The following is a 22380-nucleotide window of genomic DNA, read 5'->3' on the forward strand; positions in this document are numbered from 1 at the left end:
TGGGCTCACTCACCGGGTCACCACCTGAAGCTCGTTGATCTGGATCTGCACGACGCCGCTGCGGCGGGTCACCGGGATTTCTCCGGTCTGGCCACCGCCGCGCCAGGTCACCTTCCAGTGCGTGGTGGCGGTGATCCGGTACGTGCCGGCCTTCTGGTAGCCGTTGTCGTAGCCGCAGGTCGGGGAGGTGCCGCCCGCCCGCTCGCCGTCGCGCTTGTACTCGGTGCCCGCGCTGTAGCAGGTGACCGTCTCCTTGTTGCCCATGTCCCACACGGTCCGGTCGACCTTCGCCGTGATCTCGACGGTCACGTCCCGGTCGGTCGCCTTGGCTGTCAACGGGCCGAAGTAGTTCTCGCCCGGGTCCGCCCACATCCAGACCGGCAGACCGACCAGGCCGGGGCCGATGCCCTTGCGAGGTGCGACCTTCAGCGGTGCCGGCAGCAGCTTGATCGACGCCAGGGCGCGACGGGCGAGTTCCTCCGGGTTGGGCGGCGCGCCGTAACCGGGTGGCGGCTCGGCCCGCAGAACCATGTTCCGATTGCCCACGTCGGCGCCGCCGTTGCAGGTCTGCACGTACCACTGCTGACCCTCGGGTGCCTCGTTCTGCGGCGAGGCCAGCTTGTAGTAGCAGCCGTCGCCGCTGTTGAACCAGCCCTTGAACTCGTCGTAGCAGGGGATGGTCCGCCCGTCCCACCGGCAGACGCCGCCGCCACCGCCACCGCCGCCTTCGTCCCCACCGTCGTCACCGCCGCCGCCCGGGTCACCCGGGTTGCCGGGTTCGTCGTCCCACACGCTGCAGTCGGGCTGGTCCGGTGGGCAGCCGGCCCCCGGGTCGGCGCGGCCAGCGGCGGCGGCCGGTGGGGTCGCGCCGGCCACCAGCAGGAGCGCGAGGCCGATCCCGGCGAGCGCGCGCCAGGTGGCGCCAGCCCGACGCGTACGGGCCGGAGCGCCGGTCTCCTGCCACGTCAGCACGGCTGATCCCGGTGCGTCGCGCCGTAGTTGATCAGCCAGCGGCCGTCGGGATACCGGGTCGCGGTGGCGGTGGAGAGGTGCTTGCCGCCCCCGCTGCCCGGGACCACGCGCTTGTCCTTCGCGTAGACCAGTCGATAGCCGGTCGTGTCCAGGCAGTCCTGGATCTCCACGGTCGCCGGCTTCGCGTCGAGGCTGACCGCGGTCACGGTCGGGTCGGACTTCACCGTCCCGGTACGCATAGCGCCGTGCTCCTTAGCGTCGCGGATGGACAATTGGACCCGACTGAGAAGTGGGTCGGCGAGATACCGGGCGAGTTCCGGCGCGCGTGGGTCACTGCGCCCACTCGCCGTTCGCGAGGCCGCGAGATAACCGGAGTACGCGTCGAGGGCCGCCTTTTCGGCAGCTCTCCGTTCTGCGTCGGGATCGGCCCGTTGTCCGTCTTCACGGGCTGCCGCCGGTCGTCCGACCGACTCCTGTCCGCTGGCGCAGGCGGTGACCGGCACCGCCGCTACGACCGCCAGCAGGCAGATTGCCGCTCGTCTGAGCTGCCGTCCGCGCACCGTCGAGCCTCCTCGTGGTCGCCCCGCGCGGTGTCGGTCCACCGCCGCCGGGCATGCGGAAGCGCGCCCGGATCAGCACATCCGGAGCCGTTCATTGCGCTTCTGCATTCACCGTTACGGATCTTCTACAAATGCAAGGTCCTGTTTCTTCCGGTTGTCGAGGTGAGGCTTGCGTCACACCCAAGGGGCGAGCATAGGCTGACGTTCGCCGATGCAACAGAGGTAATTCAAGTGAACACACTCAGTGATGACAGGTGGTGGTGGCGGGTGTCCGCACTGCGCCCGAGGCAGTGGCCGAGCAAGGGTTCGTCGAAGATCGGGCGTCGTCGGGACGGGTGGCGTCCGGTACGTCCGGTCGCCGGTCCCGGGAGTAGGACATCGCGCCCTCATCCCGGCATCCCAGCGGAGTTGCCGACCCGTCCGGGGGTCACCTCGTCCGACGGGATGACCACTCGGAGGCCGGTCGAGAGCGCCGTCCGACGGCCGCTCGGCAAGGTCGCTTTCTGCGCCATTCGCTACACCACAGCGATCGTTCCGTCACGATGCGTGTTCACCTTCGCTGGGGACCACCCGGGCGTTCCGGACGCGGCATGGCGCTGACCGGGCCCCCGGCAGCCGTCCCGGGGCGGGAAAACCCACCCGATCGGAGCCCGGCCTCCCCACCGACCGGCGACACGACGAACCCCGCTGACCGGGAAGCGCCCCCTCCCGATCGTCGACCAGACGCGGAGCGCGTTCCTGCTGTGGCCCGCGCCCGACTCGCGACAGTGCTCGCGATCCTCGCCATCGGTCCACTGATGCGGATGGCCGCGCTGCGCTACGCCGTACCCCCGGGCATGCCCAGCCGCACCGGCTGCGACGCGTGCGGCGCGCCGCTCGGCCTGACCCGGCCCTGGCCGGCGCTCGGCCCGGCGGCCCGGTGCGGTCGCTGCCGGGCCCGGGTCGGGCCGCCACCGGGCACTGTCGAGTTGGCCCTGCTCGCCGCTGTGGTGCTGCTGGCCCTGGTCGGTCCCTCGGGCGGGGCGCTCCCGGCGCTGGCCTGGTGGCTCGGCTGGACGATCCCGGCGGTCTTCGTCGACCTGGCCGTGCACCGACTGCCGGACCGGCTCACCCTGCCGGCGGCTGCCGGGACCTGGCTCCTGCTCGGCGTCGCCGCGCTCGACGCCGAGCCGGGGCACTGGCTGAGAGCCGTCATCGGCGGCACGGGACTGGCGCTGTTCTTCGCCAGCACCACCTTGCTGCTCGGCCGTCGCGGCTTCGGGCTGGGCGACGCCAAGCTGGCGCTCAGTGTGGGAGCACTGCTCGGCTGGTACGGCTGGCCGGTGCTGCTCCTCGGGCTGCTGCTCGCCTTCGGGCTGTCCGCCCTGGTGAGCCTGGCTCTGCTCGCCACGCGGCGTGCCCGCTGGAGCACGCACCTGCCGTTCGGCCCGTTCCTGCTCCTCGGCACGGTAGGTGCCCTCGCACTGGCACTCTGACCGGGTCAGGGGCGGGAGCGGCTCGCCAGTTTGGGGACCGGGCTGTCGGCGCGGTCGGCTCGGCGGCGCAGCACCTCGGCGGCGGGTCGGGCCAGCAGCGGGGTTGCCACCACGGCGACCAGGGCGCCGAACAGCACGCCCGCGACCACGTCGTGCGGGTAGTGCACTCCCACGAAGACCCGGGAGAAGGCGCCGAGCGCAGCCAGCGGCAGCGCGATCAGACCGAGCCGGCGGGAGAGCAGCAGCGTGGTGACCGCCAGCGCGCCGGCGACGGTGGCGTGGTTGCTGGGAAACGACCAGTCACCAGGGGGTGGGCAGGCACCCGCGATGATCGCCCGCCCGATCGTCCGGCAGGGGCGGTCCTCGTCCACCACGGTCTTGAAGAATTCGCTGCCCACGTACGCCAGGAGGGCCGGCACCGGCGCGATCAGCGCGAGTGCCCGGTCGTGCGGGCCGCCGCCGCGGCGATTCAGCGCGGCCATCAGCAGCAGCACGCCGAGCAGCAGGATCACCCCCTCGGTGGCGTGTCCGACGAACCATTGCACCGGTTCTGGGCTGCGGGCGGCGGCGTCAACGACGTCGTCGTACCACTCAGCGCTGATCTCCGGAACGTCCATGCTGCCGTTGTGGACCATGCATCACCTCACTCCACGTTCATACCTCGTTCACCTTGGGGACACCCTAGGAACCGGCAGAGGGCATGGCAGCCGTCGAAGGTCAGGTCGGCTTCATGACCTTCGTCCAGGATTCGTTCAGCCGGCTCTGCTTGGCTGGTCAAGGACGTCGGCATCCACAGGAGGCTTCGTGCACACCAGTTCGGCCACCGGCCAACCGCCGCCCGCTGCCGGGACGGTGGACGACCAGACCTGGCAGATTCGGCGTACGGAGGCCGATCTGGACCGGCTCGGCGAGACCGAATCGATCTTCGCGTTGGGTAACGGGTGGGTCGGTTGGCGTGGTGTGCTCGACGAGGGCGCACCCTGCGGGATGCCGGGCAGTTACGTCAACGGTCTGCACGAGCGGCGGGAGCTGACCTACCCCGAGGACGGGTACGCGTTTCCGCAGGCCAGCGACACCGTCATCAGTGCGCCGAACGCCGCGCTGATCCGGCTCTGGATCGGCGACGAGCCGCTGGACATCCGGACCGGGACGCTGCGCCGCCACGAACGGGTGCTCGACCTGCGCAACGGTGTGCTGCGCCGGGAAACCGAGTGGATCTCCCCGGCGGGGCGGGCGGTGCGCATCCGCAGCACCCGACTGGTGTCCCTGCCGCGCCGCCCGGTGGCCGCCGTCCGGTACGAGGTCGAACCACTGGGCGCCCCCGTCGAGCTGCGGGTCTGCTCGGACCTGCTGGCCAACGAGACGGTGCCGGAGCGTTCCGACGACCCCCGGGCCGCCTCGGTGCCCACCGACCCGCTGACCGCCGAGTCGTACAGCGCGACCGGCCTCGACGGGATGCTGGTGCACCGCACCGAGCGCAGCGGTCAGCGGGTCGCTGTCGCCGTCAGTCACCTGCTGGACGGTCCGGACACCGTCACCACCACCGGTGACTGCACCCCGGACCGGATCCGGCTGACCGTGACGGGTCGCCTGCACCCGGGGGAGCGGCTGCGGCTGACGAAGTTCGCCGCGTACGAGTGGGCATCGGTCGACGGGACACCGGCCGACGAGTTGGCGGCCCTGGTCGTCGCCGAGGCGGACGCGGCCCGCGCGGACGGCTTCGACGCCCTGCTCACCGACCAGCGTGCCGCTCTGGACGCGGCCTGGCAGGTCGCCGACGTGCAGCTCGACGGCGACCAGGATCTCCAGCAGGCGGTCCGCTTCGGGATGTTCCACCTGATCCAGGCCGGCCGCCCGGACTCGGGCCGGACCATCTCGGCGAAGGGGTTGACCGGCAACGGCTACGACGGGCACGTCCTCTGGGACACCGAGAGCTACGTCCTGCCGGTGCTCACCTACCTGGCTCCGGCGGTGGCCCGCTCGGCGCTGACCTGGCGGCACGCCCACCTGCCGGAGGCTCGGGAACGGGCCCGCGAGCTGCGGCTGACCGGCGCAACCTTCCCGTGGCGCACCATCGGCGGCCGGGAATCATCCGGCTACTGGCCGGCGGGGACCGCGGCGCTGCACGTCAACGCCGACATCGCCGACGCGGTGCTGCGCTACCTGGCGGCCACCGACGACCAGCGGTTCCTCGCCGAGGCGGGGCTGGAGTTGCTGGTGGAGACCGCACGGCTCTGGCACGGCTTCGGGCACTGGTCGGACGAGGGTGACTTCCACCTGCATGGCGTGACCGGCCCGAACGAGTACGCCGCGCTGGTCAACGACAACGTCTTCACCAACCTGATGGCCAAGCGCAACCTGCTGGGAGCGGCAGACGCCGCCGAGCGTCACCCCGACGTGGCCGGTCGGCTCGGCGTGGACCACGACGAGGTGACCGGCTGGCGGGCCGCCGCCGACGCCATGTTCATCCCGTACGACCACGAGCGCGGGGTGCACCAGCAGGCCGCCGGCTTCACCCAGCAGCCCGAGTGGGACTTCGCGAACACGAGCGAGGACGACTACCCGCTGCTGCTGCACTTCCCGTACCTGGAGTTGTACCGCAAACAGGTGGTCAAGCAGGCCGATCTGGTGCTGGCCATGCAGCTCTGCCCCGGTGAGTTCACCGCCGCCGAGAAGGCCCGCAACCTGGCCTACTACGAGGCCCGCACGGTCCGCGACTCGTCGCTGTCGGCCGCCCCGCAGGCGGTGCTGGCCGCCGAGGTCGGGCACCTGGATCTGGCGTACGACCTGTTCGCCGAGTCGGTCCTCCAGGACCTGGCGGATCTGGGGGACAAGACCGCCGACGGGCTGCACCTGGCCTCGCTGGCCGGTGCGTGGCTGGCACTCGTGCAGGGTTTCGGCGGGCTGCGCGACGACCGGGCGGTGCTCTCCTTCGACCCCCGGCTGCCGCGTCGGATCGACCGGTTGGCCTTCAGCCTGCGTTGGCGCGGCCACCGGCTGCGGGTCACGCTGACCCCCAGCGAGGCCCGCTACGAACTGCCCGACGCCGCCGCCGACACCGAGGTCGAGCTGTGGCACCACGGTGAGTCGGTGCGGGTCACCGGGGCGGAGCCGGTCACCCGGCCGATGCCCCCGGTGCCCGACCCGGGGCCGGAGCCGCCCTCCCCGCCCGGCCGCCGTCCCACCCGTCGCTCGGCCGGCTGAGCCGCCTCGACCGACTCCCGCATCAGCTCGGGACCGGCGGCCCGGGTCGGGCCGGCGGCCCGGTCAGGTTGGCGGGAGACCGCCGGCCATCCGTTCGCGCACGGCTTCCAACTCCTCGAAGGCGTACGCCCAGTTGTGGCACTTGAAGCTGCGCAGGCCGTCGATCGCGGTGTGGCAGTCGGCGCAGCGCACGCCGGCGATGGCGTCCGGGATCTCGGTGTTGACGTACTTGCGCTCGCCGAGGATGACGGTGGCGATCATGGCCTTGTCGTGCAGGCCGGAGAGCGCCGACGACACGATGTCGTACCAGGTGACCCGTCGGCCGCACTTCGGGCAGTCCGGTTCGTCGCCGCTGACCCAGAGCGGGGCGCCGATGCTGCGCGCCGGCATGCCGAGCAGCTTCTCCAGCCGCCGGACGTCCGCCTCCGGGGTGGTCCAGCGGTGTCGGCCGGGCAGTGATGCGGGTGAGTCGTACACGGCGCGGAACAGGTCGTGATCGACCTGCACGGTCTCCCGCTGAGCGGTCATCGGCGTCCCTCCTCGTTGAGTCGGTGCCCCCACCGTGGTCAGCGACGACCATGGGCGCTGCCGGATCAACGACACGAGGGGTCAGCGGGTCGTCGCCAGGGGTGCTGAACATCGAGATCCGCCGGCGAGCCGGAGACCGTGGATTCCCACGGTCGGCGTCCGCCGCCGACCCGTTTCCGCCTCCAGTGGCCGCCTCGGGTGGTACGACGGACGCGGCGCGTGCGTGCCACCGGGGAGGAGCGCCGATGGCGAGCAGGCCCGAACGGCTGCTGCGGGGCAGCGACTCCCCGCTGAGCGCCTCGTTCCTGGAGCTCTTCTTCGACCTGGCGTTCGTGCTCGCCCTCAGTCAACTGGCGGGGCACCTGCTGCACGACCTCACCCTGGCCGGCGCACTGCGTACCGCAGTGTTGTTGGCCGGGGTGTGGTGGATCTGGGTGACCACCACCTGGTTCGCCGACTGGTACGACCCGGAGAGCCCGTTGGTCCGGTGGCTGCTGGTCGTCGCCGCGCTGGGCAGTCTGCTGGCCGGGGTGGCGATCCCGCAGGCGTTGGACGGGCGCGGCCTGCTCTTCGCCGGTGCGTACGTCGCGGTCCACATCGCCCGGGGCACGGTGACCGCGTTCGCGCTGCGCGGTCACCCCCGCCAGAAGAGGGCGGTGCGGATTCTCTGCTGGTTCGGTGTTTCCGCCGTACCGTGGCTGGTCGGTGGGTTCCTGCCGGAGTGGCGGGTGCCGCTCTGGGTGCTCGCCCTCGCCCTCGACTTCACCGGCCCACGAATCGGCTGGCCCACCCCATGGCTAGGACGGACGAGCGGGCAGGAGTTGCGCCTCGCCGGCGAGCACTTCGCCGAGCGGTACCAGCAGATCATGATCATTGCGCTGGGCGAACTCGTCCTGGTCGCCGGTCTCTCGTACGCCGGCACCCACCTCGACCTCCCGCAGACCGCCGCCTTCCTGCTGGTCTTCGCCACCGCCGTGCTGACCGGTCTGCTCTACGTGACGCCCGCCGGCCAGCGGCTGGCGCCGGCCATCGATGACGCCGACCCGTCCCGGCTCGGCGTCATCACCGGATACCTGCACCTCGTGATGATCGCCGGGCTGGTGGTCACCGCCGTCGGGGCGGAGTTGAGCATCGCCCACCCCACCAGGGCAGCCGACATGACCGCGGCCGTCGTCATCCTGGGCGGTCCGATGCTGTTTCTCGTCGGGCGGATCCTCTTCTCGCTGTCGATCCACCGACGGCTCTCCTGGCCGCGGGTGGTGGCCCTGCTCGTGCTGGCTGTCGGCGCGGCCGTCCTGCGACTGCCGCTGCTGGCGGTCACCGCGGTCGCCACCGGGGTGGTGCTCACTGTGGTCGTCCTGGACCACGCCGGCATCCTCTCCTACCACCGCAGCCAGAATCCTGACTAAAGTCAGGCTTATGGACTCCGCGCTCATCGCCGCCGTACGGCGGTTCAACCGGACGGTCACCCAACGGGTGGGTGCGCTCGACGACGAGTACATGGCCCAGGGGCGACCCCTCGGGCAGGCCCGCCTGCTCTGGGAGATCGGCCCCGCCGGCGCCGAGGTCGCCGCGCTGCGCGCCCGGCTGGGCCTGGACTCCGGATACCTCAGCCGGCTCCTGCGCGCCCTGGAGAACGACGGCCTGATCACCGTCGGGCCGGCCGACCAGGCCGGCGGCGACGGCCGGGTCCGCACCGCCACGCTCACCGACGCCGGCCGTACGGCATGGGCCGACCTCGACGAGCGGTCGGACGACCTCGCCGCCTCGATCCTCGAACCACTCAGCGAGCACCGCCGCGAACGACTCGTCGCCGCCATGGCCGAGGTCGAACGCCTCCTCGTCGGATCGATGGTCGTCATCGAGCCGTGCCCACCGAGCGACCCGCGGGCCCGCGCCTGCCTGCGCGCGTACGCCCGGGACATCGCCAGTCGATTCGACGACGGGTTCGACCCGGCGCTGAGCAACCCCGTCCACGACGAGGCACTCGTCCCGCCCGCCGGTGTGCTCCTGCTCGCCACCCTCAACACCGAACCGATCGGCTGCGGCGCGGTCAAACTCCACCCCGACGTGCCCGCCGAGATCAAGCGCGTGTGGGTGGCCGACACCGTACGCGGGCTCGGCGTCGGGCGACGGCTGCTGGGCGAGCTGGAACGGTACGCCGCCGAGCGCGGGGCGACGGCCGTCCGGCTGGACACCAACCGCAACCTCACCGAGGCGATCGCCATGTACCGGGCGGCGGGTTACCGGGAGATCGAGGCGTACAACACCGAGCGCTACGCCCACCACTGGTTCGAAAAACAGCTGCGACGGTGACGGCGTGGGTTTTGGCCGGCTATCCAGGTGGCGATGGCACCTCGGATGGACGTCCTCTCGCGCGGGCGGCGTCCGAGATGGCGACCCCGGCCAGGACCGCGGCGGCGGCGAGGGCGGCCACGATCGGCGGTACGAGGAACATCAACGGCGTCAGGGCGGCCAGGGCGAGCAGCCCGATCGGCCGATCCCGGGACACCCGGCTGAAGACCACGTACTCGAAGCGGGAGCGCCCGGCCAGGAACAGCGCCGGTCCGCCGAGGATGATCGCGATCCAGGCAGGTTCAGGATGCCCGGACGGATGGGCGATGACGAGTTCGGCGCCGACCGCCGCGACGACGACACCGGCCACCATGACCAGGTGGGCGTAGAACGCCGACAGTCCGAGGCGGGCCGGATCGCGGGAGCCGGCGATGGCTGACGCCGACAACTCCCCGGCACGGTAGATGTAGATGCGCCAGAGCAGGACCGTGGCGGCGATCGACACCAGGAACGCCGTGGTCCGGTCGGGCGCGAAGCCGCTGCCGCCCAGGGTCGACGCGGAGACCAGGATCATCTCGCCCAACGCGATGATGAAGAACTGTCGGTGGCGCTCGGCCAGGTGTTCGGCCGCGCTCGGCAACTCCGAGGGCGGCGAGCGGCCCAGGCCGGGTGTCAGGTAGCGGAGTTTTCCGGCCAGATAGTCGATGGCCACCGCCAGCACCCACAGTGCCTCCCGGACGGTGCCGTGCACCAGTGCCCCCGCGATCCACGGCACGGCAGACACGCAGAACCAGATGACCACCCGTAGGGCGCCGCGCTGCAGCTCGTGGCCCCGCAGGGCGATGAGAAGGCCGATGCTGCGACCGACCTGGACGGCGACGTACGCGCCCGCGAAGACCAGGCCCTGCGCTCCGAAGGCCTCCGGTAGCGCGACAGCCATCAGCAGACTGCCGACCAGGGTCGCGATGACCAGCAGTTGTATCGTCGGCCGCTGCGGGTCGAACCGGTCTGGCACCGTCGCCGTGCTGCACCAGACCCACCACACCGCCAGCAGCAGCACCAGGGTGTGGAAGGCCCCACGCCAGGTGAGGTTCTGGCTGAGCACCTGCCCGAGCTGGGTGAGCACGTAGACGAACGCCAGATCGAAGAAGAGCTCCAGGAAGGTGGCCCGCTGTGGGTCCCCGGGCTTCCGCAGCAGCTTGCCCGCCCTGCTCGTCGTCATCGGCTCGGCCCGTTCTGTGGTTTATGCACGCTCTGCGGCATTCGTACCACGCGGCAGAGGTGAGCCAGCCGGGCTACTCGATGGAGGTGAGGTGGCGTGCGGCGCTGGCGAACGACCGGATGAGTTCGGTCTCGTTGCCGGTACGCCAGATAAGCCCCCACCGGCCCGGCGGAGCGTCGTGGATGGGCACGTAGGCGAGGTCCGGCCGTGCGTAGTAGCGGGCGGCCTGCGCGTGGACCGGTGAGACGGCTTCGCCCGTGACGAGGATCGGGATCATCTCCTGAAAGTTGGAGACGGACGGGCCGATCGGGATCAACCGTCCGCTGGGTGTGCGTACGGGCACCAGGATCTCCCGCCAGTAGTCCGGCCGGGCCCCGCCCATGACCGTCTCGTCCGCCAGGTCCTCGTACGAGACCGACTCACGGCCGGCCAACCTGTGGGTCGCCCCGACGGCCAGCACGATGGGTTCGGTGTAGATGACCGGGCCGACGGTGAGGTCCGGTTCCTTGACGGGCAGCCACACGATCTGCACGTCGATGTCGCCGGCGCGCAGCTGACCGAACGGGTCGCCGAAGTCGACATGCCGGAGTTGCACCTCGCACTCCGGGTGGTCCTTCGCGAACCCGTCGAACAACTCGCGGAAATCGTGGAGGTTGACGGCGATCGACCCGACCCGCAGCACCCCGGTCTTGCCGCGGGCGGCGAGCCTGGCCCGGTCCATGCCCTCGTGCAGCCCTCGGTACATGGGCTGAATGTCGTCGAAGAGCCGTTGACCGATCGGTGTGAGTGCCACCTGCCGGTTGTTCCGCTCGAACAGCGCCGCGCCGATCCGACGTTCCTGCTTCCTGATCGCCTGGCTGACCCGGGCCTGGGTCACGTGCAGCCGCTCGGCGGTGCGGGTGAAGTGCAGCTCCTCCGCCAGGGTCAGAAAGATCTCGATGTCGCGGAGTTCCATCACTGTCCCCGATCCACTCATTAGCGAAGGGTTATGGCACGTTGCCAGATGTGATCTTGTAGCCCGGGGCCTCGCCGGGCAGGCTGAGGGACGTCGGAGCGGAACAGCATCAGGCACCTTAACGAGGAGATCGTCGTGCGCAAGCTCGTGTATTACATCGCCGCCACCCTGGACGGTTTCATCGCCGGTCCCGACGGCGCCGACCCCACCGGCCCCGACGGCTTCTGGCCCATCCCGGACGACTACCTCCGCCACCTCGTCGGCGAATATCCGGAGACCCTGCCCGGTCCGGCCCGGCAGGCGTTCGGCATCACCGACCAGGGCAGCCGGTTCGACACCGTGCTGGAAGGGCGCCACTCCTACGAGGTGGGCCTGAAGGCCGGCGTGACCGACGCGTACCCGCATCTGCGCCACCTGGTGTTCTCCCGCACGCTGGGCACCAGCCCGGACCCGGCCGTCGAGGTCATCGCCGAGGACCCCATTGCCACCGTACGAGAGTTGAAGCGCCACGACGGCAGGGACGTCTGGGTGATCGGCGGCGGCGCCCTGGCTGGTGCCCTCTACCCCGAGATCGACCAGCTGATCATCAAGCTTGCCCCGTTGACCATCGGCGCCGGCATCCCGCTGTTCGGCCGCGACGCCGTCTTCGCGCCAACCACCTGGCGCCTGACCGATCACACCGTTCTGGACAGTGGCGCTCTCTTCCTCACCTACACGCGCGCACAGACCGGGAACGAGCCCGCATGAGCACATCCCCCAGCGGCGTCACCATCCGTCCCATCAGCGGGCCGGACGAGATCGCCCTGTTCAACCGCCTGCCGTACACCATCAACCACGAGCTCGACGACGACCTCGCCGCCAAGCGCCGCCGACCGGAGTGGATGTGGGTGGCCCTGCGCGGCGACCGCCTGCTCGCCAGGGTCGCCTGGTGGGGTCGCGGCGACGACAGCGCTCCGCTGCTGCTGGACATCCTCGACGTCGACGACGGTGCCGAAGACCTCACCGAGGTGGCGCAGGCGTTGTACGAAACCGCCGCGAAGCAGGTCCTGGCACCCGGCGCGGTCCCTCCCGAATACGGCCGCTTCCTCCCCGCCGACTGGCGCGAGGACCCGGACACGTACCGGGCGGTGCGGACCAGGATGGGCGTCCTCGAGAGCACCGGCGCACACCTGACTGTCGAACGGCTACGCCTGGAGTGGCGCCCCGCGGCCGGCCTGCCCACGCCCGACCAGCGACTGGCCTTCCGCCCGGCCCTGGACACCGACGAGCTGGTCGCGCTGATGACCCGCGCCCTGGACGGGACCCTGGACGCACACAGCCGTACCGACCTTGCGCAGATGTCGCCCCACGAGGCCGCGCTCAAGCACTACGAGCAGGAACTCGCCACGTACTCCAGTCCTCGTGAGTGGTGGCGCGTCGGCACGTTGGGCGAGAACGGCGACCCGGTCGGGTTCGTCATTCCGGCGCGCAACACCTACCACCCGGTGATCGCCTATCTCGGCGTCGTCCCCGAGCACCGGGGCCACGGGTACGTCGACGGCCTCCTCGCCGAAGGCACCCGAACCCTCGCCGCCGAGGACGTCCCACGCATCCGCGCGGCCACCGACCTGGGCAACGTACCCATGGCAAAGGCCTTCGCCCGCGCTGGTTACGTCAACTTCGAGCGGGCGATCAACATGGCCTGGCGCTGACCAGGGGCCGCCGCGGTGAAGCCGATATGCCGAGGTCATGGCCGGCTCGCGGCGGCTACAGCCGTTCGAAGCTCTCCATGCCGGCGAGTTTCAGCACCTCGGTCCGGGTTGCCGGGCATTCCTGTCGGGTCTGGTCGTCGATCTGCCGGCCGGTCGGCACGGGGCCCTGCTTCTCGTACCAGGAATAGAGGTTCACGGTGAGGTTGGCCATGACGCCCGTCTCGGACCCGATTCCCTTCAGGGTCGGCAACTGGCCGTCCAGGTAGGCGCACACCTCCTTCGCCGACACCTGCGTGGGGCCGCCGTCCGGAGCGGATCCGGCCGCGCTGGACGCGGCGGCGGTTGTGGTGGGGCTGTCCGGCGCCGCAGCCCCGGGCTCGGGCGCGTCGGTGCACGCCGTCGCAGCCAGCACGAGGCAGACGACCGGCGCGAGCAGACGGATCGTTCTCATCGGGTTTCGTCCTGACGTGGTTGTTGGTGGGTGGCGGACGGGTTGTCAGCCCCGACGGAGGTTGCGGCGACGAGCCAGAGGCCGGTGGGCAGCCGGTAGCCGACGCCAGGCTCACGGAACCGGCCGAGCAGCCGGGCGACTCCCGCCCGGGCCGAAGCCTGCCCAGCTGGCGGAGCCGCCCGGTACGCGGCACCGGCCGGGCCGACCTCGATAAGCCACTCGGCCACCGTGTCGGCGTCGTCCGGAGTCTCCACTGCGACATCGCACGGCGTGATCGTGACGGCGGTGAAGCCGGCGCTGGTGAGGATCCGGACGAGCCGGGCCGGGTCGGCGAACGCGAACGGACCGGGCTCGTCACCGACCGGGAGCGGTGGTAGCGGTCCGAGGTGCGGTGCGGCACCGAGCATCGCCGCGGACAGCCACGGGTTGACGCCGCTGTCGCGAAAGACGGTCGCGACGAGGCGCCCTCCCGGGCGCAGTGATCGCCGGATCGTGTGGCAGCCGGCAACCGGGTCCGCCAACAGCATCAGGGTCATTCGGGAGAACGCCGCGTCGAACGGGCCACCCGGCACGACATCGAGAGTCTCGATGTCGGCCACGTGGAACTGGATGCCCGGGTGCCCGTCGGTGGGGAACCGGCGCCGAGCGGCGGTCACCATCGCCTCGTCGAGGTCGACACCGATCGCCGCGCCGGTCTCGCCGACCGCGGCGGCGATCTCGGCCGTGGTGCCGCCGCAGCCGCAGCCCACATCGAGGACGCGTTCGGCGGGTCGTGCGGCCAGTCGATCCATGGCCGCTGCGCCCAGCGGTCGGCCGGTTCCGTCCTGCCGATCGGCGTGGCGAATCCAGCCAGCTGCCGCTCCCGCCCAGAAAGCGGCGCTGCGGATCCGCAGGCTGGCGGTGTCGGCCATCAGAACGGCATCTCGGTGCCGTCGACGCTCATCGAGCGGAAGTGAGCCGCCTTCGTCGGGTCGAAGCCGTCCTCCTGTGCCGCCAGACCAGCGGCCCGGACCAGCCGTTCGGACTGGAACCGGCGGAATGCCGCTTCGTCCTGCCAGATGTTGATGATCCGCCAGCCGTCCTCCGTCGGCCCGGCGACATGGGCGAGGAGGCCCGGGGGCCGGTCCGGCCCGAGGTGTCGTTCCACCTGCCGGTATTCCGCCTCGCTGACGCCGGGCATCTCCTGCAACACACCGAACGGCATGGCCGCCGCCTCTCGATAGAGTGAGACTCTATCCAATAGAGCACTACACTTGAGAGGTGGTTGTCAAGAGACGTTATGACTCTTCGCGCCGACAGGAGCAGGCCCGACAGACCCGGCGAGCGATCCTCGAAGCGGCTGGCCGGCTGTTCGTCGACCCTGGCTACGCGGCCACACCACTGACCGCTGTCGCCGTGGAAGCCGGCGTCGCGGTCCAGACCCTGTACGCGGTGTTCGGCAGCAAGCGGCAACTGCTCTCCCAACTGGTCGACGTCACCCTGGCCGGCGACGACGAACCGGTGGCCCTGCCGGACCGGCCCTTCGTCGCGGAGATCCGCGCACTCGCCGACCCCCGCGCCAAGCTCACCCGCTACGCCCGCCATCTGGCCGAGGTCAACGCACGACAGGCTCAGGTGATGCTCGCGCTGGCCGGGGCTGCCACGGCCGATCCGGACGCCGCCGAGATCTGGCGCAAGAACGTCGACGACCGCCGCCGCGGCATGGCAATGTTCGCCGCGGAACTCGTCGGCACCGGGGGCCTCCGCCCTGACCTGGACGTCGAACAGGTGGCCGACATCCTCTGGTTGGCCCAGGACGTCCGCAACTTCGACTGGCTCGTCCGGCAACGCGGCTGGCGGCCGGAGCAGTACCAGCGCTGGTATGTGGACACCGTGAGCGGCGCCCTGGCCGTCAGCGCCGACTAGCGGACAGGCCCGGCCCACCACCGCATCTCGACCGAGCGGCACTGATCGAGATGCGGTGCTGGCGGCGAACGCTCGGACGGGTCCGTCTCGTTGCCGGTGCGACCCTCGTTGAGGTCAGCCCTTCACCGCGCCTGCGGTGAGCCCTTCGGTCAGGAAGCGCTGCCCGAAGGCGTACATGACGACCACGGGGATGCTGACGAGCAGCGACGCCGCGGCGAGTTGTCCCTGGGGCACGACGTCTCCGGCGATCATCGACTGCATCCCCACCGGCAGCGTCTTGTACTCGTCCTTGGTGATGAACACGAAGGCGAAAAGGAACTCGTTCCAGGCGTTGGTCAGGGTGAAGAGCGCGACCGCCAGCAGCCCTGGCTTGGCGAGTGGCAGCACCACCTTCCCGAACGCCTGGACGCGGCTGCAGCCGTCGACCAGCGCGGCCTCCTCCAACTCGACGGGGATCGACGAGAAATACCCCACCAGCAGCCACGTGGCGAACGGAAGCGTGAAGGTCGGATACGTCACCACCAGGGACCACAACGAGTCGGTGAGCCGCGCTCCGATGAGCATCTGGTACAGCGGGATGAACAGCAGCGCACCCGGCATCACGTAGGTGAGCAGCACCGTGACGGTGAAGCCCTGCGCACCCCGGAACCGCAGCCGGGCCAGCGCGTAACCGGCCAGGGCGGCGCAGACCAGTGCCACCGCCGTGGACGCCGCGGACACCAGCAGGGTGTTGAGGTACCAGCGGCCGAAGGGCTGGTTGTCGAACAGGGCACCGAACTGCTCCAGAGTCCACGGTGTCGGCCACAGGTCGTCGGTGCGCATGACGACCTGGCCCTCGGACTTGAAGGCCGTGACGAAGATCCAGTACAGCGGGCCCAGCACGAAGAAGAGCAACCCGGCCAGCGCGACCCAGGACCCCAGACCCGACACCGCTGACGACGACCGGCGACCGCCCCGGGACTGGAGGGTCGAGACCACCCGGCCGACCGCCACCGCGATCAGCAGAATCACTCCGAGGACCACCGCCGCCTTCCAGAAGATCTCTGGCGATGCCCAGAAGAGCAGACCGGTGACCACTGCGGTGACGACCCACGGCAGCGCCCTGCGCGCCGTCCCAGCCCACCGCCGCGCCCCGATCCGCCACGCCGCCTGGCGTCGCCGGGGCAGTCTGATGTTGGTGTCCTGGCGCAACAACCGGACCAGGACGAACACCAGCCCACCGATGACCGGCAGCATGACGAGCGTGACCGCCGCCCCCGCGCCGTACTGCAACTGCAAGATCGCCTTCGAGTACGCGACGAGCACGTACGGCGCGGTCACGTCGCCCGGGCCGCCCTGGGTCAGCAACCAGACGAGGTCGAAGTTGTTGAACGTCCAGATCGACGACAGGGTCACCGTCACGGTGAGCACGTGGCGCAGCCCGGGCAGCGTCACGTTGGTGAACCGCTGCAACGACGAAGCGCCGTCGATTGTCGCCGCCTCGTAGAGGTCCGCCGGGATGGCCTTCAACCCGGCGAGGAAACACACGGTGAAGAACGGCACCCCCTTCCAGACGTTGACCAGGATCACCGACGGCATGGCCAGTGACGGGTCGGACAGCCAGCCTGCGGGCCAGCTGTCGACCAGGTGCGCGCTGGCCAGCAGCGGCCCGATTCCGGTAGCGGTGAGCAGCGTGTTGACGCTGCCGAAGATCGGGTCGAGTAGCGCGCGCCAACTGAACGCCGTCACCACCGTCGGCACCACCCACGGCACGAGCAGCAACCCGGTCAGCAGCGCCCGGCCGCGACGCCGATGATGCAGTAGCAGGGCCGCGGACAACCCCAGCACAACCTTGAAGATCTCGGCGTACGCGGTGAAGACGAACGAGTTCACGACGCCGGTGTGGAACTGCTCGTCACCGACGAGCGCGAGGTAGTTGTCCAGGCCGACGAACACGGTGTCCTGCCCGTGCCGTTCGGTGGTGCTGGTGACGATCGACCGGGCGATCGGCACGAGGACGAGACTGCCGACCAACACGGCCATGGGCGCCAGGAACAGTGCCCCCAGCCGCCAGTCACGACCCAGCCGCCGCTGGGTTGCCGTGAGAGAGCCGGGTCCCGGCGGCGGGGACTTCCTCGCCGCCGGGACCCGCGCAGGACGGACCGAGCTCACTGCGGCAGCCCCTGCTGGTTGAAGATCTGCACCATCTTCGCGTGGGCGCTCGTCACGGCCTGCGCCGGCGCCGTGCCCTGCACGACCTGCTGCATCATGTCGGTGAGCACGTAGGCCGACCCGACCGCCTGCTGGCCCGCGCTGGCCTTCTGCGGGAAGGCCAGGCCGTTCTTCGTGTTCAGCGGCAGCTTCAGTTCAGTGATCTTGCGCAGCATGGGGAACGCCTGGTCGCCGCTGGTGAAGAACGGGTCGGCGTCCCAGACCTTCTCCCAGGCGGGCATCACCAGGCCGGGTGCTTCCTTCGCGACCCCGAGCAGCGCGGGCGCGCTGACCAGGTACTGGGCCAGGAGCTTGGCGAGCGCTGGGTTCTTGGCACCCTTGAAGACGACGAAGCCCTGCGACTGGCCGAGCAGCAGGGGGTTGTTGGTCGCGGGCCCGATGCAGTCGGAGAACACGTGGGTGTTCGCGTGCACCGGGTTCTTCTTCGTCCTGGAGTCGGCGTAGACGCTGAACTGGTTGCGGGTGTAGCCGAGGACCCCGGCGAGCCAGTTCTCGTTGTTGCTGGTGTCGGTCCAGCTCGCCACCCCGGGCGGCAGCATCGGCTTGTACTTGGGGTTGGTGTAGATATCGCCCAGGAAGGTCACCGCCTGCACCGTCTCCGGGGAGTTGAACGTGACCTTCCGGCCGTCGTTGGAGGCGATCGACCCGCCGTAGGCGTTGACCAGTGCCTCGATCATGCCGTTGCCGTCACCGGACCGGTTCACCGTCATGCCCCAGCCGAATCGGCGTTTGGCGGGATCGGAGATCTCCAGGCACAGATCCCGCAACTCCTCCCAGCTGTAGATGTCCTTGGGGGAGATGCCCTTGTCCTTCATCCAGTCCTTGCGCAGGAACGACCCGATACCGATGAAGTGGTACGGGATCGCGAACCACTTGCCGTCGAAGACGCAGAAGTTCTTGGCCTCAGCGCAGGGTTCGCCGTACTTGGCGGTCAGCGCCTGGACGACGTCCGTCACGTCCTCCAGGTCGCCCAGCGCCTGGAACTGCGCGACGAACCGTGAGTCGGTCATGAACGCCAGGTCACGCGCCACCCCGCCCTTGACCTCGGCGTCGATCTTGGCCACCACGTCACCGGCGTCGGCCTGGACCAGACTGTTCTCGATCTTCGTGCCGGTGGTGTCGGCGAACTTCTTGATCGAGCTGTCGAGGGCGTCGTTCGCGGCCGTCGAGTACAGCTTCTGCGACAGCATCCCCATCGAGGAGCCCTTCATCGCCGCCGCGGCGTCGATCAGCTCCTGCGGAACCTCCGCCTGCACCTTGGGTGGCGAGTCGGATTCGCCGCCACAGGCGGCCAGGCCGGCTGCGCCGAGAACCCCCACCCCCATCCCCAGAAAGCCGCGCCGTGACCAGGCTGGATTGGTTTCCATTGACTTTCGCCTCCTCTAAGTCCCCGCACCACTGCACGCCGAGGGCGTAGCTCGTGCTTCAGGTGTGTCTTCATGACGGCGACCACGGACGAGTCGCCCGCATCGATCAGTGCGTTGAGGCGATCGGGGACCGGGCCGAGAAAGCAGCGCTGACGTACCAGTTCGGTCGGGCCACGGGACCACCACCGTTCGAGATTTCGAACTGAGTTCGAGATACCGTATCGAGTGGTCGCGACGCTAGAGCAGCGCTCTGAGCGATGTCAATGTTTCGATGAGGTTTCGAGCCGAAAGCGGGAAGTCGGCTATCGAGACAGGGCCCGGTAGCCCATCCGGGCCGACAGCGCCGCAGCGCCCTCGCGAACCAACCCGGTCCACTCCACGTGCGCCTCGGGGGTCCAGCGAATGATCGGCGCGGACAGGCTCATGGCGGCGATGGTGGTGCCCGAGTGGTCTCGGATCGACGCGGCGACGCAACGCATGGCGCTGTCAGACTCACCAATGTCGACAGCGACGTCGTCAGCCCGGACACGGTCGAGATGCTCGCGGAGCCGGTCCGGGTCCGTGATGCTGTCCGGCGTCATGCCCGGCAGGTCGCCCTTCGTCAGGACGTCGTCCAGGCTCGCCTCATCAAGGGCGGACAACAGGATCTTGCCGACCGCCGTGCAGTGGGCCGGCAGCCGCCGCCCGACCGCGGAGACCATCCGAACCGGATGCGTGCTGTCGAACTTCACCAGGTAGATGACATCGGCGCCGTCGAGCACGGCCACGTGGACCGCCTCGTCGCAGGCGGCGGCCACGTCCCGCGCGACGCACTGCGCCTCGCGGACCAGGTCGAGCCGGCCGGCGAACGCCGCGCCAAGCTGGAACAGCGGCATGCCCAGCCGATACTGCACCGGCTGACCCGGAACGGAGATCAGGTACGAGCGAGCCTCGAGCGTGACAAGCAGTTCGTGGACGGTGGTACGGGGCAGGTCGAGCCGCTCCATCACCTGTCGGGCCGACAGTTGGGGACAGTCCAGGAACAGTTCGAGGACGTCGAGTGCGCGGATGACCGCCGGTACCACACGGGGCATGTCGATAGTCCCTTCGCAGTGCCGGACCCCGTGTCAACGATCTCCACGGGCCAGCACCTGAAGAGGATAACCGCGTCAGCTCCCGGCGCCAGGTTCCGGACCAGCGCTGCCGTCCGGTGGGCGATGGCGCCATCCCGCGCCATCGAGCTTGGTTCGGTGTCTATCGCCCCTCGGCACCGGGCGGGAGAGCGAGGAACTGCTCGATGTCGGCGATGGCGTCCTCCACCGTGCCGCCGACCTTCGGGTCGCGCAGCCGGGCGTGCAGGGCGGGCAGGACCTTGTCGGTGTCGAGTTGATGGTGGATGCGAGCAAGATGGCCAAGGCAGATCGCTGCTGTGGCCCGGACGTCTTCCTCCGAATGATCCAGCACGCGCAGGTAGAAGTCCTGGCACCAGCGCCAGTCCGCATCGTGCAACGCGAGCCCGACCATCGAGTCGGTGAGGGTGTCGATATCGCCTGCTGCCAGTGCGGCTGTGGCCGTGTCGTGGGTCGCCGGAGCCGGTTCGTAGTAGCTGCGCTGTGTGCTCATGCCTCGTCCTTCGGCGGCGCGGTCGGCCTGCCCTTCTTGTCTACCAGTCCGGCACGTTTGAGGGCGTTGCGCATGTCGTCGTTCGGGCCGTCTTTGCTGTGGTCTTCCCAGTCGCGGACATGGCCGTGGTAAATCTCGACGACGTCGTCGCCGGGGTTGGACGGCTCGATGCGGCGGTGCCGGTCGAGAATGACGATCTCACCCGTCTGGTGATCGACGCCGATACGGCGGCGCTCGTTGGTCTCCTTGATCTGCACCGACCGGTCCAGTGCGCTCTGACCGTTGGCGGGGGAACGGCTCGCGCTGCCCATGGCGAGATTGCGGTCGGTGTCCCGGTGCTTGGGCCGTTGCTCGTCGCCGACGTGGTAGACCCGGCGTACCCGGGGGGTCCGGGCGAGTTGCGCGACCGGCTTGACCAACGCCGACTCCACCTCGGGCGGCACTGCCGGTCGCGGAGATGTCGGTTGCGGTTTCGCTTACCCACCCAGGATCGCCCGCATTGCCATGTCGATGAGCTGGTCGAGGATCAGGCTGGTGATCATCTTGAAGATCGGAATCTCCAGCAGGGATGCGCCGAAGGTGGGCACCGCCGTGGCCACCGCCTGGGCGATCTGAACGGCCAGAATGACCAGTTGAACGATGATCGCCACCTTCAGCGCCAGCACAACCGCGGCGACCACCACGTAACCGGCGCCCAGCACGGTAGTGGCGGTGGTGTTCCCGGCCAACACGCCGCCCGGCCCATCGGCACCGGACCAGTAAGCGTCGAAGGCCGCGATTACGCCGCCCTGGTTGCCGCCAGTCACATCCGCCGCCAGCGCGTCAGCCTCCCGACCCACCTCCTCGACTGTGCTGGCGAAGTCCATCCAGACTCGCCCGAGCTCGAAGAGCTTCTCCTCGTCGCCCTCCGGCCAGTCGTACCCGATCATGGCGAGCACCGAGGCGAGTTCACCCGGAATTGTCATGCCCATCGTCAGCTCAACTTCGAGGCCAGTGCGCCGAACTCGCCGGTCAGGTTTTCCTCGACGGCCATCATGTCTTCCGCCAGTGCCACCAGGTCCTCGCCGCTGCTCTGATACTCGTCAGCCATAGCGGCGTAGCACTGCACCAGGTACCCGGAGACAACCGGAAACGAGAGGCCGACCAGGGTCCCGAGCATGTCGCCACCCCACGGCTCGCCAAAGCTCTTCAACCGGGTGTCGAGCGTCTCAAGTGCGCTCGCCAGCCGGTCACCCACGCCAACGAGTCCAGTGCCTGCCGTCCGGACCTGCTCCGGGTCGATTTCGAAGGACATCGGTCAACCCGCAGGCCGGGCTGTCCGGGCCTGAGCCGAGGTGAGCGCGCTCAGGAACGATTGCATCTGGTGCACCGACTGCTGCTGGACGTCTGCAAGCCGATCGAGCAGCACGGCCGGACTTGGGGTGTCCGGTGCCTCGGCGACCGTTCGGGCTTGCAGGTCGTCGAGGGCCGCGTTGACAGCGATCGTCAGCTGTTCGGCAAGGTAGCCGCTGCCCTGCCGCAGCACCTGAGGTGCCACGGTGATCGACTCGACCCGCCCGCCCGGAGAGGCCACCACGGCAATCAGTCCGTCCGCAGCAGTGGCTTCTCCGCGGATCCTGACGAGTTCCTCGGCAGAAGGGCGGTTGGCCCGCAACTCGCGCAGAGTGTCCAGGGCGTCATCCATCGACTGGCGGAACTGGTCGGCATCTGCCGTCATGAAGGGCTCCTCGTCGACCGGTCGGCAGTCGCCCGGCGGCTACGACATGCCGCCGTCAGGGGCAAGCTCACGCGGTCCATTGGGGACGCTTGTTAGGCGGAGAGTACCCGACTGGTCACCGCTTGGGGCTCCCGCAAGGTCGGCCTCGGGACCGGCGTTGTGCGATGTCAAACGTACATTTCGGTCTGGTCCATGGGCGCTTGCACTTAGCCTGGCCAGCTGTGG

Annotated in this window: 24 protein-coding genes; 7 read left to right on the top strand and 17 right to left on the bottom strand. The window is 69.7% G+C overall.

The window, feature by feature from the left end:
* Nucleotides 1-9 precede the first annotated feature (9 nt).
* Nucleotides 10-972 carry a hypothetical protein gene (locus tag GA0070619_RS29215; protein ID WP_088950985.1) on the bottom strand — a complete coding sequence of 321 codons (963 nt, stop codon included), beginning with the start codon at nt 970-972 and terminating at the stop codon, nt 10-12.
* On the bottom strand, nt 966-1532 hold the full coding sequence (locus tag GA0070619_RS29220) for a hypothetical protein (protein WP_088950986.1): 567 nt from the start codon (nt 1530-1532) through the stop codon (nt 966-968). The genes GA0070619_RS29215 and GA0070619_RS29220 overlap by 7 nt, the downstream gene beginning before the upstream one ends.
* Nucleotides 1533-2329: 797 nt before the next feature.
* On the opposite strand from GA0070619_RS29220, the gene GA0070619_RS29225 reads away from it, so the two are divergent.
* Entirely contained in the window at nt 2330-3007 is a 678-nt protein-coding gene (locus GA0070619_RS29225) for a prepilin peptidase (protein ID WP_088952131.1), read from the top strand.
* A 5-nt stretch (nt 3008-3012) separates the two neighbouring features.
* On the opposite strand, the gene GA0070619_RS29230 is transcribed toward GA0070619_RS29225, so the two are convergent.
* Nucleotides 3013-3642: a phosphatase PAP2 family protein gene (locus GA0070619_RS29230; protein WP_088950987.1), complete on the bottom strand. Its 630-nt coding sequence runs from the start codon at nt 3640-3642 to the stop codon at nt 3013-3015.
* Nucleotides 3643-3811: 169 nt separating this feature from the next.
* On the opposite strand from GA0070619_RS29230, the gene GA0070619_RS29235 reads away from it, so the two are divergent.
* On the top strand, nt 3812-6211 hold the full coding sequence (locus GA0070619_RS29235; protein WP_088950988.1) for a glycoside hydrolase family 65 protein: 2400 nt from the start codon (nt 3812-3814) through the stop codon (nt 6209-6211).
* Nucleotides 6212-6274: 63 nt separating this feature from the next.
* On the opposite strand, the gene GA0070619_RS29240 is transcribed toward GA0070619_RS29235, so the two are convergent.
* Nucleotides 6275-6739 (bottom strand): hypothetical protein, encoded by a 465-nt coding sequence (locus tag GA0070619_RS29240; protein WP_088952132.1) that lies wholly within the window; start codon nt 6737-6739, stop codon nt 6275-6277.
* Between the two features lie 245 nt (nt 6740-6984).
* On the opposite strand from GA0070619_RS29240, the gene GA0070619_RS29245 reads away from it, so the two are divergent.
* Together GA0070619_RS29245 and GA0070619_RS29250 are read left to right on the top strand one after the other, a co-directional pair.
* Complete coding sequence (locus GA0070619_RS29245) at nt 6985-8148, top strand: low temperature requirement protein A (RefSeq protein ID WP_157744096.1); 1164 nt, start codon at nt 6985-6987, stop codon at nt 8146-8148.
* Nucleotides 8149-8158: 10 nt separating this feature from the next.
* Nucleotides 8159-9055, top strand: a complete 897-nt coding sequence (locus tag GA0070619_RS29250) for a helix-turn-helix domain-containing GNAT family N-acetyltransferase (protein WP_088950990.1) — start codon at nt 8159-8161, stop codon at nt 9053-9055.
* A gap of 19 nt (nt 9056-9074) precedes the next feature.
* Here GA0070619_RS29250 and GA0070619_RS29255 read toward each other — a convergent pair whose 3' ends face one another.
* Both GA0070619_RS29255 and GA0070619_RS29260 read right to left on the bottom strand, forming a co-directional pair.
* Nucleotides 9075-10256 carry a low temperature requirement protein A gene (locus GA0070619_RS29255; RefSeq protein WP_088950991.1) on the bottom strand — a complete coding sequence of 394 codons (1182 nt, stop codon included), beginning with the start codon at nt 10254-10256 and terminating at the stop codon, nt 9075-9077.
* Between the two features lie 73 nt (nt 10257-10329).
* The gene (locus tag GA0070619_RS29260) at nt 10330-11232 is read right to left on the bottom strand and encodes a LysR family transcriptional regulator (protein WP_231927185.1); all 903 of its coding nucleotides are present in this window, start codon (nt 11230-11232) and stop codon (nt 10330-10332) included.
* Between the two features lie 114 nt (nt 11233-11346).
* On the opposite strand from GA0070619_RS29260, the gene GA0070619_RS29265 reads away from it, so the two are divergent.
* Complete coding sequence (locus tag GA0070619_RS29265; RefSeq protein WP_088950993.1) at nt 11347-11958, top strand: dihydrofolate reductase family protein; 612 nt, start codon at nt 11347-11349, stop codon at nt 11956-11958.
* A complete protein-coding gene (locus GA0070619_RS29270; RefSeq protein ID WP_088950994.1) occupies nt 11955-12902 on the top strand; it encodes a GNAT family N-acetyltransferase in 948 nt (315 codons plus the stop codon). Before GA0070619_RS29265 ends, GA0070619_RS29270 begins: the two co-directional genes overlap by 4 nt.
* 55 nt (nt 12903-12957) lie before the next feature.
* Here the strand turns inward: GA0070619_RS29270 and GA0070619_RS29275 are convergent, their stop codons facing one another.
* From GA0070619_RS29275 to GA0070619_RS29285, 3 genes are read right to left on the bottom strand one after another with little or no spacing between them, the layout of a single operon-like run.
* Nucleotides 12958-13353, bottom strand: coding sequence for a hypothetical protein (locus GA0070619_RS29275; RefSeq protein WP_088950995.1), 396 nt, complete (start codon nt 13351-13353; stop codon nt 12958-12960).
* Nucleotides 13350-14264: a methyltransferase domain-containing protein gene (locus GA0070619_RS29280; RefSeq protein WP_088950996.1), complete on the bottom strand. Its 915-nt coding sequence runs from the start codon at nt 14262-14264 to the stop codon at nt 13350-13352. Before GA0070619_RS29280 ends, GA0070619_RS29275 begins: the two co-directional genes overlap by 4 nt.
* Nucleotides 14264-14557: a hypothetical protein gene (locus tag GA0070619_RS29285; RefSeq protein ID WP_088950997.1), complete on the bottom strand. Its 294-nt coding sequence runs from the start codon at nt 14555-14557 to the stop codon at nt 14264-14266. The genes GA0070619_RS29280 and GA0070619_RS29285 overlap by 1 nt, the downstream gene beginning before the upstream one ends.
* Before the next feature lie 56 nt (nt 14558-14613).
* Here GA0070619_RS29285 and GA0070619_RS29290 point away from each other — a divergent pair, with 56 nt between their 5' ends.
* Nucleotides 14614-15258, top strand: coding sequence for a TetR/AcrR family transcriptional regulator (locus tag GA0070619_RS29290; protein ID WP_231927186.1), 645 nt, complete (start codon nt 14614-14616; stop codon nt 15256-15258).
* 114 nt (nt 15259-15372) lie between these two features.
* Here the strand turns inward: GA0070619_RS29290 and GA0070619_RS29295 are convergent, their stop codons facing one another.
* The 8 genes from GA0070619_RS29295 to GA0070619_RS29330 all read right to left on the bottom strand — a co-directional run bounded on the left by GA0070619_RS29295 (nt 15373) and on the right by GA0070619_RS29330 (nt 22155).
* Nucleotides 15373-17280: an ABC transporter permease gene (locus tag GA0070619_RS29295; protein WP_231927187.1), complete on the bottom strand. Its 1908-nt coding sequence runs from the start codon at nt 17278-17280 to the stop codon at nt 15373-15375.
* A gap of 125 nt (nt 17281-17405) precedes the next feature.
* On the bottom strand, nt 17406-18836 hold the full coding sequence (locus tag GA0070619_RS29300) for an extracellular solute-binding protein (protein WP_088950999.1): 1431 nt from the start codon (nt 18834-18836) through the stop codon (nt 17406-17408).
* A 302-nt stretch (nt 18837-19138) separates the two neighbouring features.
* Entirely contained in the window at nt 19139-19909 is a 771-nt protein-coding gene (locus GA0070619_RS29305; protein WP_088951000.1) for an IclR family transcriptional regulator, read from the bottom strand.
* 160 nt (nt 19910-20069) lie between these two features.
* Nucleotides 20070-20438, bottom strand: coding sequence for a hypothetical protein (locus tag GA0070619_RS29310; protein ID WP_088951001.1), 369 nt, complete (start codon nt 20436-20438; stop codon nt 20070-20072).
* A complete protein-coding gene (locus GA0070619_RS29315; protein WP_157744097.1) occupies nt 20435-20857 on the bottom strand; it encodes a hypothetical protein in 423 nt (140 codons plus the stop codon). The genes GA0070619_RS29310 and GA0070619_RS29315 overlap by 4 nt, the downstream gene beginning before the upstream one ends.
* A 57-nt stretch (nt 20858-20914) precedes the next feature.
* Complete coding sequence (locus GA0070619_RS29320; RefSeq protein ID WP_231927520.1) at nt 20915-21367, bottom strand: WXG100-like domain-containing protein; 453 nt, start codon at nt 21365-21367, stop codon at nt 20915-20917.
* Between the two features lie 44 nt (nt 21368-21411).
* On the bottom strand, nt 21412-21732 hold the full coding sequence (locus GA0070619_RS29325) for a hypothetical protein (RefSeq protein ID WP_088951004.1): 321 nt from the start codon (nt 21730-21732) through the stop codon (nt 21412-21414).
* A 3-nt stretch (nt 21733-21735) separates the two neighbouring features.
* Nucleotides 21736-22155 carry a YbaB/EbfC family nucleoid-associated protein gene (locus GA0070619_RS29330; protein ID WP_088951005.1) on the bottom strand — a complete coding sequence of 140 codons (420 nt, stop codon included), beginning with the start codon at nt 22153-22155 and terminating at the stop codon, nt 21736-21738.
* Nucleotides 22156-22380 lie beyond the last annotated feature (225 nt).

Source organism: Micromonospora zamorensis (assembly GCF_900090275.1).
Lineage (GTDB): Bacteria > Actinomycetota > Actinomycetes > Mycobacteriales > Micromonosporaceae > Micromonospora > Micromonospora zamorensis.

Bases quoted from the DNA above. Each gene is read 5' to 3' on its own strand.
- GA0070619_RS29310 (WP_088951001.1), bottom strand. From the start codon at position 20,438: ATGAGCACACAGCGCAGCTACTACGAACCGGCTCCGGCGACCCACGAC.
- GA0070619_RS29245 (WP_157744096.1), top strand. From the start codon at position 6,985: ATGGCGAGCAGGCCCGAACGGCTGCTGCGGGGCAGCGACTCCCCGCTG.
- GA0070619_RS29320 (WP_231927520.1), bottom strand. From the start codon at position 21,367: ATGATCGGGTACGACTGGCCGGAGGGCGACGAGGAGAAGCTCTTCGAG.
- GA0070619_RS29230 (WP_088950987.1), bottom strand. From the start codon at position 3,642: ATGGTCCACAACGGCAGCATGGACGTTCCGGAGATCAGCGCTGAGTGG.
- GA0070619_RS29225 (WP_088952131.1), top strand. From the start codon at position 2,330: ATGCGGATGGCCGCGCTGCGCTACGCCGTACCCCCGGGCATGCCCAGC.
- GA0070619_RS29255 (WP_088950991.1), bottom strand. From the start codon at position 10,256: ATGACGACGAGCAGGGCGGGCAAGCTGCTGCGGAAGCCCGGGGACCCA.
- GA0070619_RS29260 (WP_231927185.1), bottom strand. From the start codon at position 11,232: ATGAGTGGATCGGGGACAGTGATGGAACTCCGCGACATCGAGATCTTT.
- GA0070619_RS29305 (WP_088951000.1), bottom strand. From the start codon at position 19,909: ATGCCCCGTGTGGTACCGGCGGTCATCCGCGCACTCGACGTCCTCGAA.
- GA0070619_RS29325 (WP_088951004.1), bottom strand. From the start codon at position 21,732: ATGTCCTTCGAAATCGACCCGGAGCAGGTCCGGACGGCAGGCACTGGA.
- GA0070619_RS29295 (WP_231927187.1), bottom strand. From the start codon at position 17,280: ATGGCCGTGTTGGTCGGCAGTCTCGTCCTCGTGCCGATCGCCCGGTCG.
- GA0070619_RS29285 (WP_088950997.1), bottom strand. From the start codon at position 14,557: ATGCCGTTCGGTGTGTTGCAGGAGATGCCCGGCGTCAGCGAGGCGGAA.
- GA0070619_RS29330 (WP_088951005.1), bottom strand. From the start codon at position 22,155: ATGACGGCAGATGCCGACCAGTTCCGCCAGTCGATGGATGACGCCCTG.
- GA0070619_RS29250 (WP_088950990.1), top strand. From the start codon at position 8,159: ATGGACTCCGCGCTCATCGCCGCCGTACGGCGGTTCAACCGGACGGTC.
- GA0070619_RS29270 (WP_088950994.1), top strand. From the start codon at position 11,955: ATGAGCACATCCCCCAGCGGCGTCACCATCCGTCCCATCAGCGGGCCG.
- GA0070619_RS29275 (WP_088950995.1), bottom strand. From the start codon at position 13,353: ATGAGAACGATCCGTCTGCTCGCGCCGGTCGTCTGCCTCGTGCTGGCT.
- GA0070619_RS29280 (WP_088950996.1), bottom strand. From the start codon at position 14,264: ATGGCCGACACCGCCAGCCTGCGGATCCGCAGCGCCGCTTTCTGGGCG.
- GA0070619_RS29240 (WP_088952132.1), bottom strand. From the start codon at position 6,739: ATGACCGCTCAGCGGGAGACCGTGCAGGTCGATCACGACCTGTTCCGC.
- GA0070619_RS29300 (WP_088950999.1), bottom strand. From the start codon at position 18,836: ATGGAAACCAATCCAGCCTGGTCACGGCGCGGCTTTCTGGGGATGGGG.